This is a genomic window from Streptomyces sp. UH6 (assembly GCF_013421635.1).
In the GTDB taxonomy this organism is placed as follows: domain Bacteria; phylum Actinomycetota; class Actinomycetes; order Streptomycetales; family Streptomycetaceae; genus Streptomyces; species Streptomyces abyssomicinicus.
In genome coordinates, this window is sequence record NZ_JACADT010000052.1 from 1 (window position 1) to 14,297 (window position 14,297).

Consider the following 14,297-nt stretch of genomic DNA (forward strand, 5'->3'; position numbering starts at 1 on the left):
GCGCGCCGAGATCATCACTCGAACCACGCGAATCACGCTGCAGGGTCGACAGCGTCTGCGCACCCATGTCGAACTTCATGAACTCTCCCCCGGTCGGATCACCGCCAAGACCGTTCCCCGCCCACCGTGGCAGCCCACTCATCCGCATCGCCCGGCAGCGGGTCGTGCATTCACAGTCGACATTAATCACTGACGCAGCACAACTCGACCCAGTTGCAGTCACTTTGGCCATTCAGGCGGTCGTGTCTGCGACGGTACGCACCCCCGGCGGCGACTGGGCCGGACGGGGCGGCGTCGACCGGGGAAGGTCTGGGAGCATCCCGCCATGTACTTCGACGACGCCGCGGCCCTGACCCGTACCTGCGCGGAACGGCTGGGTGGGACGGCTGGTGGGCAGTTCGCCGCCATGGCCCGCCGCGGCTTCCGGTTGCTCCGTGCGACGGCCGACGGACCTGCGGCCACCGGCGGGTGCCGGCTCGGCGGACCCGCCCTCCTCGAGCCGGGGACAATGTGGCCGGAATCGAACGGTGTTCCCCTGTCCCTGCACGCCGTTCTGGACACCGACGCCCTCGCCGCATGGCTGGGCGACGAGCTGCCCGTGCGCCCCGGCCTGCTCAACTTCTTCCACCTCGACCCGGACGTGCCGTACGAGGAGTACCGCCTGCTGGACGTGTACGCACCCACCGTGTGCCGCGTCATCGCCGCCGCCCCGGACCGGGCGGCGGAAAGGACGGCACCCGCGCCCGCGAGGTCGTACCCGGCGACACCCGTCCACGCGGCGGAGGTCACCATGCTCCCGGACTGCTGGGACGTCCAGGACGACGACCTGGCGTTCGACAGCGAGCAGCACTGGGGAGCGGCCTCGCTCGTCCTCGACCGGATGCAGGACCTCGACGGCAACACCGCGGGCAGCCACTGCGCCTTCGGCTGGCCGGACACCTCGCACACGCTCCAGGTCTCCTCCCGCGACGCCGACGGCCCCGCCGTCCACCTGCTCCAGCTCGCCGAGGACCCGGAACTCGGCTGGGGATGGGGAGACGCCGGAACCCTGTACTTCACGATCCCTCGCGCGGCCCTGTCCGCCGGCGACTTCGGCCGGGCGACGGCCCGGACCCTCTGCTGCTGATCCCCCTGGACGCGGACATACCTCCGCCGGCACCCACCGTCCGGCACCGCCAGGCCCTAATCGGGTACGCCCGGCATGCCCCACCAAGCGGCTCGGTCACCGACTTCGGCGTTCGGACAGGCCTGGCGCCATGCCGTGAGGGCCGGCGCGCGGCCGGGGCGTCCGAAGAGGAATCGCCCCTTGTGCACCCGCAGGCGGAGCGTCGCCTGGTCGAGCACGTTGTCGTGGATGACGAGGGCGCGGGTGACGCGCCGGGCGTCGTGCTCGCTGATCCGTCCGCCGACGCGTCGAAGACGGATTTTCGCGGGGCCGTCGGCCTCACCCGCCACGATGCGTGCCTCGACCAGACGCCCCCGGTCCCACACCCAGTACACGATCTCCGCGATCAGGTAGAGGGCACCCGCGTAGAGGGCCCATACGGCGTGCGAGGCCACCAACAACAGCAGCGCGAGGAAGCCGAGGACACCGGCCGTCACGCCAAGACGCCACAGCCGCGGAACCATCTGCATGCCTTTGTCGCGCGCGTCCCAGAGCAGGTCCTCGCCGGCAGCCATGCCGCCATCATGGGCCTTGCGCCTCACCGTGAGAAGCCCACGGTCCCAAGACGGCCCAGACCCGCCAACGCACCGACCCCGTAATCGACTTCGCCACCGCTCCGTTCACGTCGTCCGCCTGATCCGGACAAGGAGCAGGGCAGGCGCGCCCCAGCGATCGGCGTACGTCAGCATGGGCTGCCGGGCGGGAAAAGTGGCGGCCCGGCAGGGGTGCTCGATCGGGGAGGGTGGGGTGGCCGTGGAGCAGCGCGAAGACCAGATCTTGGCTGAGGAGCTTGCTGCTCTTGGCGCGGCGGGCGGGGCCAGTGGTCGCTTGGTCCGGGTGGTGGCCAAGCTGATGCGGAAGGTCGTCCACGAGATCGACCTGCTTGTTCCCTTGCCGTTCGACGACGCGTTGGAGCGCGTCTCCGGTGTGCTCGGGAGGGCGGGCCGCGTAGTCGACACCACGCCCCTCGGCTCTGGCGAGGACGAGACGATCCGCGTCGTCACCGGCGGCGGTGCCGGCGGTCTGAATCCCGTGGTGGTGACCGCGCGCGTACTCAAGGCCGACGAGGACAGCTCGGAAGTCTGGCTTCGTGCGGCTGCCAAAGAGGGCCTGATCAGGCAGCGAGCCGGAGAGGAGACCGCCGTCCGTCTCGCCGCCCAGCTGAGCAAGGCAACCGGAGCGGACAGGGCCTGAGGCTTGGGTGGGTGCCCTCCTGCTCCTACAGCTCCGGCCAGGTGTGCGGCTCCATGTAGACGTGAAACCCGCGGAAGAACCAGTCCGCCAGGTCCGTCAGCCTTTCTGTGCACGCGGTGTAGTAGTCCTCGGGCTCCGGGCGGGGGAAATTGGGGTGCCCCGTCCACGCGGGGACCTCCGTGGCGACCGCGTAGTACCCCTCTGCCAGCCATCGGGGCAGCTCCTCAGCCTCCTGCAGTCGTTCGCAGACGGCGCGCATGGCCTTCTCCAGGCGGGAGAAGGCGTCCCGGTCCCAGAACAGATCGCACCGGAGCTGCAGCAGGAAGCTTCCCGGCTCGCTGTCGAATTCGTGCCGCAGGGTTTTCAGGGCATGGTCCATGGCGGGCATGCTGCCAGGTCCGCCACCCGGGAGACGTGGGAGGAGTAGCCGCTGAGAGGCATTCGAAGCGGCTGAGGGGCGGTGGTCGATCGACCGCCGCCCCTCGATGCTGTACCGCGTTGAACCGCGCCCGACGTGCGCTAACAGCACCGGCAGGTGCTTCCGCAGCTCGAACACGGTGACATCGGACCGGTACTCGATCCACTCCTGCCGCTTGTTGCGGAGGAAGAGACGCGGGGCTTTCACGGCCTGCGGAGACGGCGGCCACCACGCCTCTGACCTGCAGTTCAGTCGTCGGCGGTGGTCGACGTTTGTCGCCCTTGACCCACCTCGCACGGCCCAGAGACGGCCCAGGAACGCGGTTGCTCGGGGGAGCCACGCCGACCACAAGGCGCCGGGCCGCAGGCACTCATCGGCCTGAGCGGGTGGGGTCCCTCGTCGGTCGGGCAGCTCCGCCTTACCCGGGTTCTCCGAGGGGCGCCAAGGCTCACCCCGTGACGCTTGCGCTCGGCCTTGGCGCCCCTCGGAGGTTCCGGGTACGCCCGCAGGGTGCACGGCCGGCGAGGGACCCCGCCCGCGACCCGCCAGAGCACCACGCCGGGGGCGCTCCTCAGAGAGAGGGCCGGGGTTTGGGGCGGAGCCCCAAGCACGAACCGCATACGGCTCCGGAGGGCGGTTGATCTCTTGGCATCGGCGCAGGTCAGCGGGTTGCTGGATGCTTGCCTGGCTTCCCCCGTCCACGGATGGTCCACAGTTGGCCAGCTATCAGGAGCTCGTCCCGCGGACAGTAGCCGTGGTCTCCGCTGCCGCGCCGCTGTCAGATGCGAGCCATCGCCGGACGCGGCCGTGCACCATCGTTGTATTCGCCGTTTGCGGAACAGCCCCGCCGGTGGGACTTCCCAGGCTTCATCCGGCCGATCGGCCCAATGCCACCAGACATGACCCCCGGGACAGTTCCAGACCACCCGGCAGATCCGCTGCCCATCGTCCTCCCGCGTGCAGAGCACCAGGCCGCCGTTCCTCGTGGGCTGGTTGCACTCGGGGCAGGCTGGGGTCTGGGAGCTAACGCGGGGCACCCTACTCGCGAGGCTGTTGTTGCAGGTCGCGGTAACCATATGCGACATCATCGCGCAGCCACACGCAAGTGTGTCAGACTGCGAGCCACGGAGAACAAGCGGGGCGGACACGACTATGACCACTGAAATGCATGTTTCTATCACTCCACGCGGAATGAGTGTCCAGGAAGCCTATCGGCTATTCAGGGACGATTCGCTGCTCGTCAATCGACGTTATCAGCGGAAGCTGGTTTGGGCGGTCGCCGAAAAGCAGCTCCTAATTCGAAGCATCCTGGACGGGTATCCGATCCCTCTTATTCTCCTCGCCGAACGTCCTGAGATACACGGGGCAGGCAAGTATGAGATTATCGACGGGATGCAACGACTCGACGCCATTTTCTCATTCATTGAACAGCGCTTTGATTATGAGGGGATGTATTTCGACTTGAATCAAAGCGCTCGCGCTCGTCAGGCTGCTAATGCGGGGTCGTTTTCGCCGGCAGAGGTTTTGACAATTTTGTCGGCCGAGCAGTGCGCCAATATACTTGACTATCAGTTGGCGGTCACGATTTTCCCGACGCAGACCGAGAAGCAAATCACCGAAGTTTTTAGCAGGATCAATTCGAACGGGCGTCAATTGAGCGTCCAAGAGAAACGTCAAGCAGGCATGCTGAATCCGTTCTCGGAGACAGTTCGATCCGTAGCGAGCTCCCTGCGCGGCGATGTCTCAGAAGACGTTCTGCTGCTGCATGACATGCCTAGCATTTCCGTCGATTCCGCCCGAGAGAGACAGCAATACGGAGTAAAAGCCGAAGATACTCTGTGGATCCGTCACGGAATCTTGAATGTTAAGCAGTTGCGTGAAGGTGACGACGAGCAGATGGTCGCAGATATTGCGGCTTCCATTCTTTTTGGTGAACCTTTTGCAGCTAGCAAGGAGGCATTCGACGAACTCTATGATCCTCGGAACGAAAAGTATCGCCGGGCTGAGCGCGACCTTTCCGTATACGGAATCAGGCGGCTTGAATCCGAGATCCAAACCACTTTCTCGGTCCTGTCTGAAGTAATCGACAGCGAGCTGGAGGCTCCCAACGGGCTGAGGAACCTAGTCCGTTCGGGAGGGTCGAATCCGATCCGTACGCCGTTCTACGCGATCTTCATGGCATTCTTCGATTTGATTGTCAAGCAGCAAAAGTCGCCGGATGATTATGCTGGAATTGTTGCCGCACTCAGGAACGTGGGTCAGCGACTCAAGAGCGGGCGACACTACATTTCGACCGAAGATCGGGTGACGAATATCGATACCGTCACCGGATTGATTCAGCGACATTTCGTGTCGAAGACTCCCCCAGTCTTTGGGCATGGCCCCGGATTGGCGCTCGATTTCGAGAATTCACTTAGAAGGTCTCGCATCGAAACAAGCCGCTATGAATTCAAGCAGGGGCTTCTTCGGTTGGATGCTCGACGGGACTGGGATGATTCGATCATCGGGCGACTCGCTGAAACCATCTGCGCCATTGCCAACATAAAGCCTGGGGTGGACGGTTACCTGTATCTCGGAGTCGCGGATGAGGAGAAGGATGCCCGTCGGGTCGCGTCCCTAGATTCTGTCACCCCTGTCTCCGTGGGGCCGCATCACGTGGTCGGGATTGACAGGGAGGCGAAGGTCAAGAAGATGTCGCTAGACAATTACGTGCAGCGATTTGTCTCTCACATTGCGCGGGCTGGCCTTAGCGAGCCGCTTGCGACTCAAATTCTTTCCCATGTAGACACGATCGAATACAAAGGATTTTCAGTCATTCGCATTCTGATTCCCGGACAGGGCGATCTGTCATATTGTAATGATGCCGTTTTTGTGCGTCGCGGGTCCTCCACCGAAAAAGTGGAGGATGTCAAGCAGGTTGTTGCCCTCGGGAAGCAGTTCGCTTAGATGGCATGCGGATCGCTCGTGTGCTCCTCAAACAAGGACGTAGAGGGCTGCGGTACGGACCCCGGCCGGGCTGGAGCGGGGCGGAGACAAGAGCGCAGGCCCGGCCGGCGGCCGGGCCGCGTGCGGGGAGCGGAGCGAGCCGCCTTGATGGAGTAGAGAAAGTCTGACCCCGGTGTTGGTTGATCTTGTGTCCGCCAACTGCTTGGTGAGGGTCCCGGGGTCTCAGTGCTGTGGTTCTCCGAGTACAGCGCAGGCTGCTGCGAGGCGCTCCTTGGCCTCCTGGACCCAGTTTTCGTTCAGGTCGACGGGTACGGAGACGACGATCTGGCTGCTGGTCCCGTCGTGCACTTCGATGACGTAGGGGTCTTCGCCTATCAGACGGAGGTAGGCCGTTTCTCCTTCGTGGGGCCAGTCGGCCATGAAGGGGTCATCCGGGGTGAACTGGTCCGCGGAGTCTTCCAGCAGGTTCAGGAGCTCTCGCAGGTGGGCGAGGTCCTCTGAGTCGAAGCCGAGGTGGACGCTGCCGTTCACGAAGCCGCTCGTCACCGTGACTTCCGCGTCGTAGTAGCGGATTCCCTGCGACTGGAGGCTGGGCGTGGTCGAACGCAGGCGGACGCTGACGCCCTGACTTGGGTCGGTCAGCCGGATGAGTTCTACGGCGTCGGTTGTGGCATCAGTTCCCATGGCGTGAATGTACGTTGCGCCATCGAAGGACTGTGAGGGTCTGGACGCGGCCTGCAGGTTGAGTGCGAGAGCAGGGCCGGCGGTAGAACCCGGTGTCCGTCTCAGGCGTCGAAGTCGTACTCGAGGATGTAGGCCGCGGAGTCGAGGGTCATGCGGTTGACCTCGACGGGGTGGCCTTCCTCGGCGAACGCGGTGCGGGTGATGAGGATGACCGGGGTGCCCATGGAGAGGTTGAGGCGTTCGGCCTCTGCGGCCAGGGGCATCCGGGAGCGGAGCTCTTCGCGGAAGTGGACCGGCTTGTGGCCGAGTTCGGCCAGGCGGGCATAGGTGCCGCCGGGGCCGGTGTCGTCCTGGGTGATGGCGGAGCCGGCGACGATGGCCGCGGGGAGGTAGGAGCGGGCCAGGAGGACGGGCTTGCCGTCCAGGACGAAGCGGCGGCTGCGAACGCAGACCGGAGAGCCGGGCTCGACGTCCAGAGCGAGGGCAATGTCCTCCGCGGCTTCTTCCTCGGTGACTTCCAGCTGGTCGACGGTAAGGTCGCGGTTCTCGGTGTCCGTGGACCAGATCGACTTGCCTGATCCCCACTGCCGCTCGGACAGTCGCTGGATGCCGCGGCGCCGAATCGGGTGAAAGCTACGGACGAACACGCCTGCGCCCTTGCGGGCCTCAGCGATGCCCTCGCTCTGCAGGACGCCGAGCGCTTGGCGGGCGGTCATCCGGGCCACGTCGTAGGTCGCCATGATGTCGTTCTCGCCGGGGAGTCGATCACCAGGAACGTACTGACCAGCGCGGATGGCCTCCTTCAGTTCATCCGCGATGCGCTGGTACTTGGGCCGGCGGTCAGCCCGCTCGTTGGTCATCGAATGCTCCTTCGCTTCTCTAGACACCTTACGGGCAGCTGCCGCACGCATGGCAACCGATGTTGATCGGTTCCCCAGCCACGCTTTCGCCAACATCTCTAGAGAACTGATTGACAGGCGGATTCGACGCCGCTTCACTAAGAACATCTCTAGAGATGCTGCCGGCGGGGTGGCATCGCTCAGTAGAGGAGTGCGCCCATGCGCCAGATCCCTGTCGACACGTCCGCGGCGACCGTGATGGTCGCCAAAGCTCCTGAGACCAAGCTCCGCGACCGGCGAACGGGTGAGATCGCCGTCGACGCCGACGGGGTGAAGCTGATGACCGTGGACGTCATGTTCGCGGCGTTCGGTGAGGTGGAGATCCTGAGCGTGACCGTTCCGGAGACGGGGATCTCCGGTGACCTGGTGATGGGAACGCCGGTGGCGCTGACGCAGCTGGTGGCGCGGCCGTGGGAGTCGGAGTTCAACGGTCGGCAGCGGCACGGGATCGCGTTCCGGGCGGTGGCGGTGACGTCGCTGGTGGCCGACGGGTCGGTGTCGAGGCCGGAAGCCGCGTGACGTGCGGGCGCTCGGGCTCGTGGTCCTGGTCGTGGCCGTCGGCGCGGGACTTCTGCGGTGGCGGCGGCCGGCCTGGTACTGGCTGACGTTCGGTGCCCTCGTGGCCGTGGTGCGGGTCGCGCACCGGTATCCGGGAGTGATGGAGGGTTGCGGGCTCTGCGTTCCTCCGGCCCGTTGGCGGGTGACGCTCGCCAAACTCAGGAAGCAGCAGACGCCGAGGCCGCGGGTGCCGAAGATCCTTCGGACGCGGGTCACGCGGACAGGGCTGGTGCTGCGGCTGCGGCTCTGTCCGGGGCAGGACGTGGTCGGCTTCGCGCAGGCGGCGGACCGGCTGCGGCACGGCTTCGGGATGTACGGCGTGACCGTGCGGGAGGTACGGGCCGGGGTGGTCGAGCTACGGATGACCGCCTACGACGTCCTCAAGCGGGTGCAGATGCCGTGGGTGCGGCGCGAGCCGATGCGGGTGCCGGTCGGTCTGCGGGAGGACGGGATGGTGCAGTTCCGGGACTACCGGACGGTGCCGCACGCGCTGACCATCGGAGCGACGAAGTCGGGGAAGTCCGTCTACCAGCGGCACTTGGTCGCCGAACTGGCCGCGCAGGATGTGGCGTTGGTGGGGATCGACTGCAAGCAGGGCGTCGAGCTGTTCCCGCTGGCGCGCCGGTTCTCCGCACTGGCCGACAACCCGAACGACGCGGCCGAGCTGCTGGACGCGCTGTTGCGGAGGATGGAAGCCGTCTACCAGGTGATCCGGGCCGAGCAGCGGGTCGCAACCGACGTGCCGGATGCGGAGATCGCCGCCGATATCTGGGACCTGCCCGCAGACCGGCGGCCCACGCCGGTGGTGGTCCTGGTGGACGAGGTCGCCGAGCTGGCCCTGTTCGCCGGCAAGGACGAGGAGAAACGGCGGGACCGGATCGTCACTGCCCTGGTCCGGCTCTCCCAGCTCGGCCGAGCGGCCGGTATCTACCTGGAGGTGTGCGGGCAGCGCTTCGGCTCGGAACTCGGCAAGGGCATCACCATGCTCCGCGCCCAGCTCACCGGCCGCACCGCGCACCGAGTCAACGACGAGGCCTCGGCGAAGATGGCCTTCGAGGACATCTCGGCCGACGCCGTCCTGGCAGCCGTGCAGATCAGTACGGAGACGCCGGGGCTGGCGGTCGCCGGTGATTCCTCCGGAGGCTGGGCCCGCATCCGGGCCCCGCGCGTCTCGCTCCGCCACGCGGTGAACGTGTGCAACAAGCACGCCCACCGCACCCCGCAGATTCCCGAGCTGGCCTTGTTCCGACCCGCTTTCGAGGTGGTCGGATCCCAGCAAGGTCCGCTTCCCCAGGCCGCCTCCAGCACGGCCTGACCCCTTCCCACCCCAGCGGTCGGCGCGACCGCTCATGCGCCAGGTCCCTACCCGACGCATGCCCAAAACCGCCGGGGCGGGGCGGTCGAACCCGCTTCCCGCCCCCTCCCGGCCCCACCCCTCCCTCGAAGGAGACGCCCTCGTGTCCCGGATCCGCTTCGACGCCGTCTTGGTCCAGGCGCTCATCGCCGGTGCGCTGTCCTTCGCCCACCTGCACGACCTCGCCGCGGCGGCCGGGCAGGACGGCTGGAAGGCATGGGCCTACCCGATCTCCGTCGACCTGCTGATGGTGGCCGCCTGGCGGCGGCTGCGGACCGGAGGCAGTTCACGGCTGGTGTGGTTCTGGTTCCTCACCGCCCTGACCGCCTCCCTCGGCGCCAACATCGCCACCGCCGGGCTCCTCGACCTGGAGAACCCGCCCGCCTGGCTGCGGCTCGGCGTCGCCGGATGGCCGGCCCTGGCCTTCCTCGGCGGCACCCTCCTCGCCCACGGCGGCCACCGCCGGGAGCACGCCGAATCGGATGGCGAAGCGGCTGCGGAGGCGGGCCAGCCTGAGCCGGTCTTCGAGGCCCCGGCCGAGGTCCCGGTCTTGGAGCCGGCCCCGACGTCGGCGGAACCCGCCGTATCACCGCCGCCGGTTTCGGTTCCGGAGGTGCCGCCCGCGCTCGTTGCGCACGCCCGCCGGGTGGCGGACGAGCACCGCACCCGCACCGGCCACCGCATTGACCTCGACACCCTGCACGCCCGGCTCGGCGTTCCCGCGCCGCTCGCCGAAGCCATCGCCACCCAACCCGCCTGACACCAGGGGCCAGGCCCGACACCTGAAGGGAGGTGAACAGCAATGCGCGAACACATCCGGCGCCTGCTGGACCAGGCCGTCGCCATGGCGCGACAGGGCCAGGTGACCGAGGCCGTGTCGTGCGGAGAGGCCGCGCTCTTCCGTGCCGTCGGCCGCACCGAGCGCGAAGAGATCGAACAGTGGCTCATCGACCACGCCGACGTCTTCCACCAGGAGTGAATGCCATGGACAACGCCTTACAGGTCCCGCTCTGGCTGCTCGTGCTCGTCGCCGCCTGGCTCGGCATCCGCCTCTGGCGGATCCCCCTCTGGCTCGTCACCGTGCTCGTCCTCGGCGGCTTCCTGCTCGCCGACAGCATCCTCGCCCCGGCCGTCAACGCGCTGATCAAGTAACGCGTCGCACGACCGCAGCGACACACCAGAACGGCCCCCGGGCGGCGCAAACCGCCAAGTCAACGACCGCCCGGGGACCGCGAACCGAACCCGAAGATTCGGAGCCCTCATCATGACCGATCCCGCCCACACCGCACAGCCACTCTGCCCGTGCTGCGACGGCTTCGCCGCCGTCACCGTGACCGTCCGCGGCCGTGACGCCAACGGCAGCCGCCGCACCCGGCGGATCATCTGCCGCATCTGCAGTGGCCTCGGCACCGTCCGTCGAGCTGCCCGCAAGCGTGCGGAGGCGGCCCGTGTCTGACCTCGCCGCCCTCACCCCGCCCACCCTCGACCGGCTGACGCTCGGCGACCTGCTCCGGGTCGCCTCGGCCGACGGCTTCGACCGCTGGCGCGAGCAGGTCCACCGCACCGGCGGCTGCTCTGACCCGATCCACCTGTCCGGCTGGACGGCCGCCCAGGACAAGACCAGCGGCGGCAGCGACGGCCGGGCGCGGAGGGCTGTCGACGCCCTCTACGGGATGGCCCAGAGACGGCCCAAGGCTGCTGAAAGAGCTTCACACAAGGCTGGGGGCCGGTGATCGAGTGATCACCGGCCCCCAGCCTTGTGTCCAGAAAACCGCGCCTGACCTGCGCTTACAGCACCGGCAGATGCTTACGCAGCTCGAACGCCGTGACCTCGGACCGGTACTCGATCCACTCCTGCCGCTTGTTGCGGAGGAAGAAGTCGAAGACGTGCTCCCCCAGCGTTTCGGCGACGAGGTCGCTGCGTTCCATGAGGGAGAGCGCCTCGCCGAGGTTCTGCGGGAGGGGCTCGATGCCCAGCGCGCGGCGCTCGGCGTCGGAGAGGGCCCAGACGTCGTCCTCGGCGCCCGGCGGGAGTTCGTAGCCCTGCTCGATGCCGCGCAGGCCGGCGGCGAGGAGGACGGCGTACGTGAGGTACGGGTTGGCGCCGGAGTCGATGGAGCGGACCTCGACGCGGGCGGAGCCGGTCTTGCCGGGCTTGTACATCGGGACGCGGACCAGGGCGGAGCGGTTGTTGTGGCCCCAGCAGATGTAGGAGGGGGCCTCCCCGCCCGCGCCCGCGGTGCGCTCGGAGCCGCCCCAGATGCGCTTGTAGGAGTTGACCCACTGGTTGGTGACCGCGGAGATCTCGGCGGCGTGGCGGAGCAGGCCGGCGATGAAGGAGCGGCCGACCTTGGAGAGCTGGTACTCCGCGCCCGACTCGTAGAAGGCGTTGCGGTCGCCCTCGAAGAGGGAGAGGTGGGTGTGCATGCCGGAGCCGGGGTATTCCGAGAACGGCTTGGGCATGAAGGTGGCCTGGATGCCCTGCTCGAGCGCGACCTGCTTCATGATCAGGCGGAACGTCATGATGTTGTCCGCCGTGGAGAGCGCGTCGGCGTAGCGGAGGTCGATCTCCTGCTGGCCGGGGCCGCCCTCGTGGTGGGAGAACTCGACGGAGATGCCCATCGACTCCAGCATGGTGATCGCCTGGCGGCGGAAGTCCATGCCGACGTTCTGCGGGGTGTGGTCGAAGTAGCCGGAGTAGTCGGCCGGGGTGGGCGCGGTGCCGTCGGTCGGCTTGTTCTTCAGGAGGAAGAACTCGATCTCGGGGTGGGTGTAGAAGGTGAACCCCTGGTCGGACGCCTTGGCCAGGGCCCGCTTCAGGACGTAGCGCGGGTCGGCGAAGGACGGGGAGCCGTCCGGCATCAGGATGTCGCAGAACATCCGCGCCGTGCCCGGGGCCTCGGCACGCCACGGGATGACCTGGAAGGTCGACGGGTCCGGCTTGGCGATCATGTCGGACTCGTACACCCGGGCGAAGCCCTCGATGGCGGAGCCGTCGAAGCCGATGCCCTCGTCGAAGGCCTGCTCCAGTTCGGCCGGGGCCACGGCGACGGACTTCAGGAAGCCCAGTACGTCCGTGAACCACAGACGTACGAACCGGATGTCGCGCTCCTCGAGCGTGCGGAGCACGAACTCCTGCTGCTTGTCCATTGTGTGCTTCCCCATCTTCTTGATCCGTCCGCCAGGCCCATACCACCACACCCGGGTTTCGCGTGCGTTGCCGGCGGTCGGCGCGCCGGCGTCCGCCTCCGCTCCAGCCTGTCATCTTGCCTGTGGGCTCGCCATACCCGGCCCCCGCCCCCGCCGGAGAGGCGGGATTACAGATTCCTCACACCCCCTCACACTTAATTTGCATCTCAGATGCAAGTTTTACTAACGTTCCGGATGCCAGATCGAGGCATTCAGGAGGCTTCCATGCTGTCCGAGCAGTCCGCCGCCACCGTGCGGGCCACCCTTCCCGTCGTCGGCGCGGCGATCAACGAGATCACCGAGCGTTTCTACCGGGGCATGTTCACGGCCCGCCCCGAGCTGCTGCGCGACCTCTTCAACCGGGGGAACCAGGCCTCCAAGGCCCAGCAGCAGGCGCTGGCGGGATCCATCGCCGCGTTCGCCACCCACCTGGTGGACCGGCCCGACGAGCGGCCGGACGCCATGCTCTCCCGGATAGCCCACAAGCACGCCTCTCTGGGCATCCGGCCCGACCAGTACGACATCGTCCACGAGCACCTGTTCGCGGCGATCGTGGAGGTGCTCGGCGAGGCCGTCACGCCCGAGGTGGCGGCGGCCTGGGACGAGGTGTACTGGCTGATGGGCAACGCGCTGATCGCCAACGAGAAGCGGCTCTACGAGGAGCAGGGCGGGCACGAGTGGCGTGAGTGGGAGGTCGTCGAGCGGGTCGAGGAGACCGCCGACGTCGCCACCTTCCGGATCCGCCCGGTCGACGACCGCCCGGTGGCGGGGTTCAAGCCCGGCCAGTACGTGTCGGTGCAGGTGGAACTGGCGGACGGGGCGCACCAGATCCGTCAGTACAGCCTGTCCGCCGCGCCCGGGGCGGGGCTGCGGCAGATCACCGTCAAGCGGGTCGCCGAGGAGGGCGGCGCGCCGGCGGGCGAGGTCTCCAACCTGCTGTTCGGCCAGGTGCACGCGGGCGACGTGCTGCGGGTGTCGGCGCCGTTCGGCGACCTGGTGCTCGACGACGCGGATGCGCCGCTGCTGCTCGCCTCGGCGGGCATCGGGGTCACCCCGATCGCGGCGATGCTCGGCCACCTCGCGGAGTCCGGGCACAAGGGCAAGGTGACGGTCGTCCACGCCGACCGCTCCCCCGCGACGCACGCGCTGCGGGCGGACCAGGAGGCGGCGGTGGCGAAGCTCGCGGACGTCGAGGAGCACCTCTGGTACGAGACGGACTCCCCGCTCACCGCGCACACCGGCCTGGTGGACCTCACCGGGGTCGAGGTGGCTCCGGAGACCCACGCCTACCTGTGCGGGCCCCTGGCGTTCATGCGGGCGGTGCGGGGGCAGCTGCTCGGCAAGGGTGTGCCGGCGGCGAACATCCACTACGAGGTGTTCGGCCCCGACCTCTGGCTCGGCCAGGACTGAGCCGTCGGCGGGACGGACGAGGGGGCCGGCTCCGGCCCCCCGCGCGGACCGCATCGCAGCAAGGCCCCCGCCGTCGGCGGGGGCCTTGCTGCGTGGCGGGGACGCGGGAGCTGTAGCGGCTCCGAGGGGTGCGCGGCCTCGGGAGTCCGCACGGCCGCGGAGGTTCGCGAGGCCTCAGGGGTTCACGCCGTCGCGAGAGTTCCCGCCGTCGCGGGACCTTCTCGCGGCGAGGTTCAGATCCGCGGCGGGGGCGGCCCCAGCGTCAGCAGCAGCGGCCCCGTCGGGGTGGTGACCATGTCGGAGACGGTCAGCGGGTCGAGGGAGGCGTAGAAGGCCTCCTGCGCCTGGCGGAGGGCGCCGCGCAGGCGGCAGGCGGGGAGGACGGGGCAGGGGGTCGCGCTCGCGCCGCCCTCGCAGTCGACGACCTCGCCCTCGCCCTCGAAGGCGCGGACCACCGCCCCGACGGAGGCGGAGCGGCCC

At 67.9% G+C, this 14,297-nt stretch carries 16 protein-coding genes and 2 pseudogenes; 11 read left to right on the forward strand and 7 right to left on the reverse strand.

The genetic code is table 11. From position 1 onward, the window contains the following. Positions 1-232 (reverse strand): annotated as a pseudogene (locus HW445_RS32740) (hypothetical protein); the annotation flags it as partial. Positions 233-325: 93 nt separating this feature from the next. Between HW445_RS32740 and HW445_RS05950 the strand changes: the two are divergent. Next, on the forward strand, positions 326-1,126 hold the full coding sequence (locus tag HW445_RS05950) for a DUF1963 domain-containing protein (protein WP_180219972.1): 801 nt from the start codon (positions 326-328) through the stop codon (positions 1,124-1,126). 56 nt (positions 1,127-1,182) lie between these two features. On the opposite strand, the gene HW445_RS05955 is transcribed toward HW445_RS05950, so the two are convergent. Then, a complete protein-coding gene (locus HW445_RS05955; protein WP_180219973.1) occupies positions 1,183-1,680 on the reverse strand; it encodes a hypothetical protein in 498 nt (165 codons plus the stop codon). Between the two features lie 232 nt (positions 1,681-1,912). Here HW445_RS05955 and HW445_RS05960 point away from each other — a divergent pair, with 232 nt between their 5' ends. Next, a complete protein-coding gene (locus HW445_RS05960; RefSeq protein WP_308798417.1) occupies positions 1,913-2,359 on the forward strand; it encodes a hypothetical protein in 447 nt (148 codons plus the stop codon). A gap of 25 nt (positions 2,360-2,384) precedes the next feature. On the opposite strand, the gene HW445_RS05965 is transcribed toward HW445_RS05960, so the two are convergent. Further along, the gene (locus HW445_RS05965; protein WP_180219974.1) at positions 2,385-2,738 is read right to left on the reverse strand and encodes a hypothetical protein; all 354 of its coding nucleotides are present in this window, start codon (positions 2,736-2,738) and stop codon (positions 2,385-2,387) included. A 1,191-nt stretch (positions 2,739-3,929) separates the two neighbouring features. Here HW445_RS05965 and HW445_RS05970 point away from each other — a divergent pair. Then, positions 3,930-5,723 carry a DUF262 domain-containing protein gene (locus HW445_RS05970; protein ID WP_257230873.1) on the forward strand — a complete coding sequence of 598 codons (1,794 nt, stop codon included), beginning with the start codon at positions 3,930-3,932 and terminating at the stop codon, positions 5,721-5,723. Between the two features lie 222 nt (positions 5,724-5,945). On the opposite strand, the gene HW445_RS05975 is transcribed toward HW445_RS05970, so the two are convergent. Further along, a complete protein-coding gene (locus HW445_RS05975) occupies positions 5,946-6,407 on the reverse strand; it encodes a DUF5959 family protein (protein WP_180219975.1) in 462 nt (153 codons plus the stop codon). A gap of 101 nt (positions 6,408-6,508) precedes the next feature. Then, positions 6,509-7,267: a GntR family transcriptional regulator gene (locus tag HW445_RS05980; protein WP_180219976.1), complete on the reverse strand. Its 759-nt coding sequence runs from the start codon at positions 7,265-7,267 to the stop codon at positions 6,509-6,511. A 198-nt stretch (positions 7,268-7,465) separates the two neighbouring features. Between HW445_RS05980 and HW445_RS05985 the strand changes: the two genes are divergently transcribed. From HW445_RS05985 to HW445_RS06015, 7 genes and pseudogenes are all read left to right on the forward strand, one after another. After that, a complete protein-coding gene (locus HW445_RS05985; protein WP_180219977.1) occupies positions 7,466-7,825 on the forward strand; it encodes a hypothetical protein in 360 nt (119 codons plus the stop codon). Between the two features lies 1 nt (position 7,826). Further along, positions 7,827-9,179 carry an FtsK/SpoIIIE domain-containing protein gene (locus HW445_RS05990; protein ID WP_180219978.1) on the forward strand — a complete coding sequence of 451 codons (1,353 nt, stop codon included), beginning with the start codon at positions 7,827-7,829 and terminating at the stop codon, positions 9,177-9,179. A 142-nt stretch (positions 9,180-9,321) separates the two neighbouring features. Continuing rightward, positions 9,322-9,978: a DUF2637 domain-containing protein gene (locus HW445_RS05995; RefSeq protein ID WP_308798421.1), complete on the forward strand. Its 657-nt coding sequence runs from the start codon at positions 9,322-9,324 to the stop codon at positions 9,976-9,978. A 42-nt stretch (positions 9,979-10,020) separates the two neighbouring features. Next, the gene (locus HW445_RS06000) at positions 10,021-10,197 is read left to right on the forward strand and encodes a hypothetical protein (protein WP_180219980.1); all 177 of its coding nucleotides are present in this window, start codon (positions 10,021-10,023) and stop codon (positions 10,195-10,197) included. A gap of 5 nt (positions 10,198-10,202) precedes the next feature. Next, positions 10,203-10,370, forward strand: coding sequence for a hypothetical protein (locus HW445_RS06005; protein WP_180219981.1), 168 nt, complete (start codon positions 10,203-10,205; stop codon positions 10,368-10,370). Positions 10,371-10,482: 112 nt separating this feature from the next. After that, positions 10,483-10,674 (forward strand): hypothetical protein, encoded by a 192-nt coding sequence (locus HW445_RS06010; protein ID WP_180219982.1) that lies wholly within the window; start codon positions 10,483-10,485, stop codon positions 10,672-10,674. Continuing rightward, positions 10,667-10,846 (forward strand): annotated as a pseudogene (locus tag HW445_RS06015) (replication initiation protein); the annotation flags it as partial. The gene HW445_RS06010 and the pseudogene HW445_RS06015, both read left to right, overlap by 8 nt. Before the next feature lie 160 nt (positions 10,847-11,006). Here the strand turns inward: HW445_RS06015 and HW445_RS06020 are convergent. After that, a complete protein-coding gene (locus HW445_RS06020) occupies positions 11,007-12,368 on the reverse strand; it encodes a glutamine synthetase family protein (protein WP_151773305.1) in 1,362 nt (453 codons plus the stop codon). Positions 12,369-12,632: 264 nt separating this feature from the next. Here HW445_RS06020 and HW445_RS06025 point away from each other — a divergent pair, with 264 nt between their 5' ends. Next, the gene (locus HW445_RS06025; protein ID WP_180219983.1) at positions 12,633-13,817 is read left to right on the forward strand and encodes a globin domain-containing protein; all 1,185 of its coding nucleotides are present in this window, start codon (positions 12,633-12,635) and stop codon (positions 13,815-13,817) included. A gap of 233 nt (positions 13,818-14,050) precedes the next feature. On the opposite strand, the gene HW445_RS06030 is transcribed toward HW445_RS06025, so the two are convergent. Continuing rightward, the coding region (locus HW445_RS06030; protein ID WP_257230874.1) for an Rrf2 family transcriptional regulator at positions 14,051-14,297 on the reverse strand (247 nt) is incomplete at its 5' end.

Bases quoted from the DNA above. Each gene is read 5' to 3' on its own strand.
- HW445_RS05950 (WP_180219972.1), top strand. From the start codon at position 326: ATGTACTTCGACGACGCCGCGGCCCTGACCCGTACCTGCGCGGAACGG.
- HW445_RS05955 (WP_180219973.1), bottom strand. From the start codon at position 1,680: ATGGCTGCCGGCGAGGACCTGCTCTGGGACGCGCGCGACAAAGGCATG.
- HW445_RS05965 (WP_180219974.1), bottom strand. From the start codon at position 2,738: ATGGACCATGCCCTGAAAACCCTGCGGCACGAATTCGACAGCGAGCCG.
- HW445_RS05970 (WP_257230873.1), top strand. From the start codon at position 3,930: ATGACCACTGAAATGCATGTTTCTATCACTCCACGCGGAATGAGTGTC.
- HW445_RS05975 (WP_180219975.1), bottom strand. From the start codon at position 6,407: ATGGGAACTGATGCCACAACCGACGCCGTAGAACTCATCCGGCTGACC.
- HW445_RS05980 (WP_180219976.1), bottom strand. From the start codon at position 7,267: ATGACCAACGAGCGGGCTGACCGCCGGCCCAAGTACCAGCGCATCGCG.
- HW445_RS05985 (WP_180219977.1), top strand. From the start codon at position 7,466: ATGCGCCAGATCCCTGTCGACACGTCCGCGGCGACCGTGATGGTCGCC.
- HW445_RS06000 (WP_180219980.1), top strand. From the start codon at position 10,021: ATGCGCGAACACATCCGGCGCCTGCTGGACCAGGCCGTCGCCATGGCG.
- HW445_RS06005 (WP_180219981.1), top strand. From the start codon at position 10,203: ATGGACAACGCCTTACAGGTCCCGCTCTGGCTGCTCGTGCTCGTCGCC.
- HW445_RS06010 (WP_180219982.1), top strand. From the start codon at position 10,483: ATGACCGATCCCGCCCACACCGCACAGCCACTCTGCCCGTGCTGCGAC.
- HW445_RS06020 (WP_151773305.1), bottom strand. From the start codon at position 12,368: ATGGACAAGCAGCAGGAGTTCGTGCTCCGCACGCTCGAGGAGCGCGAC.
- HW445_RS06025 (WP_180219983.1), top strand. From the start codon at position 12,633: ATGCTGTCCGAGCAGTCCGCCGCCACCGTGCGGGCCACCCTTCCCGTC.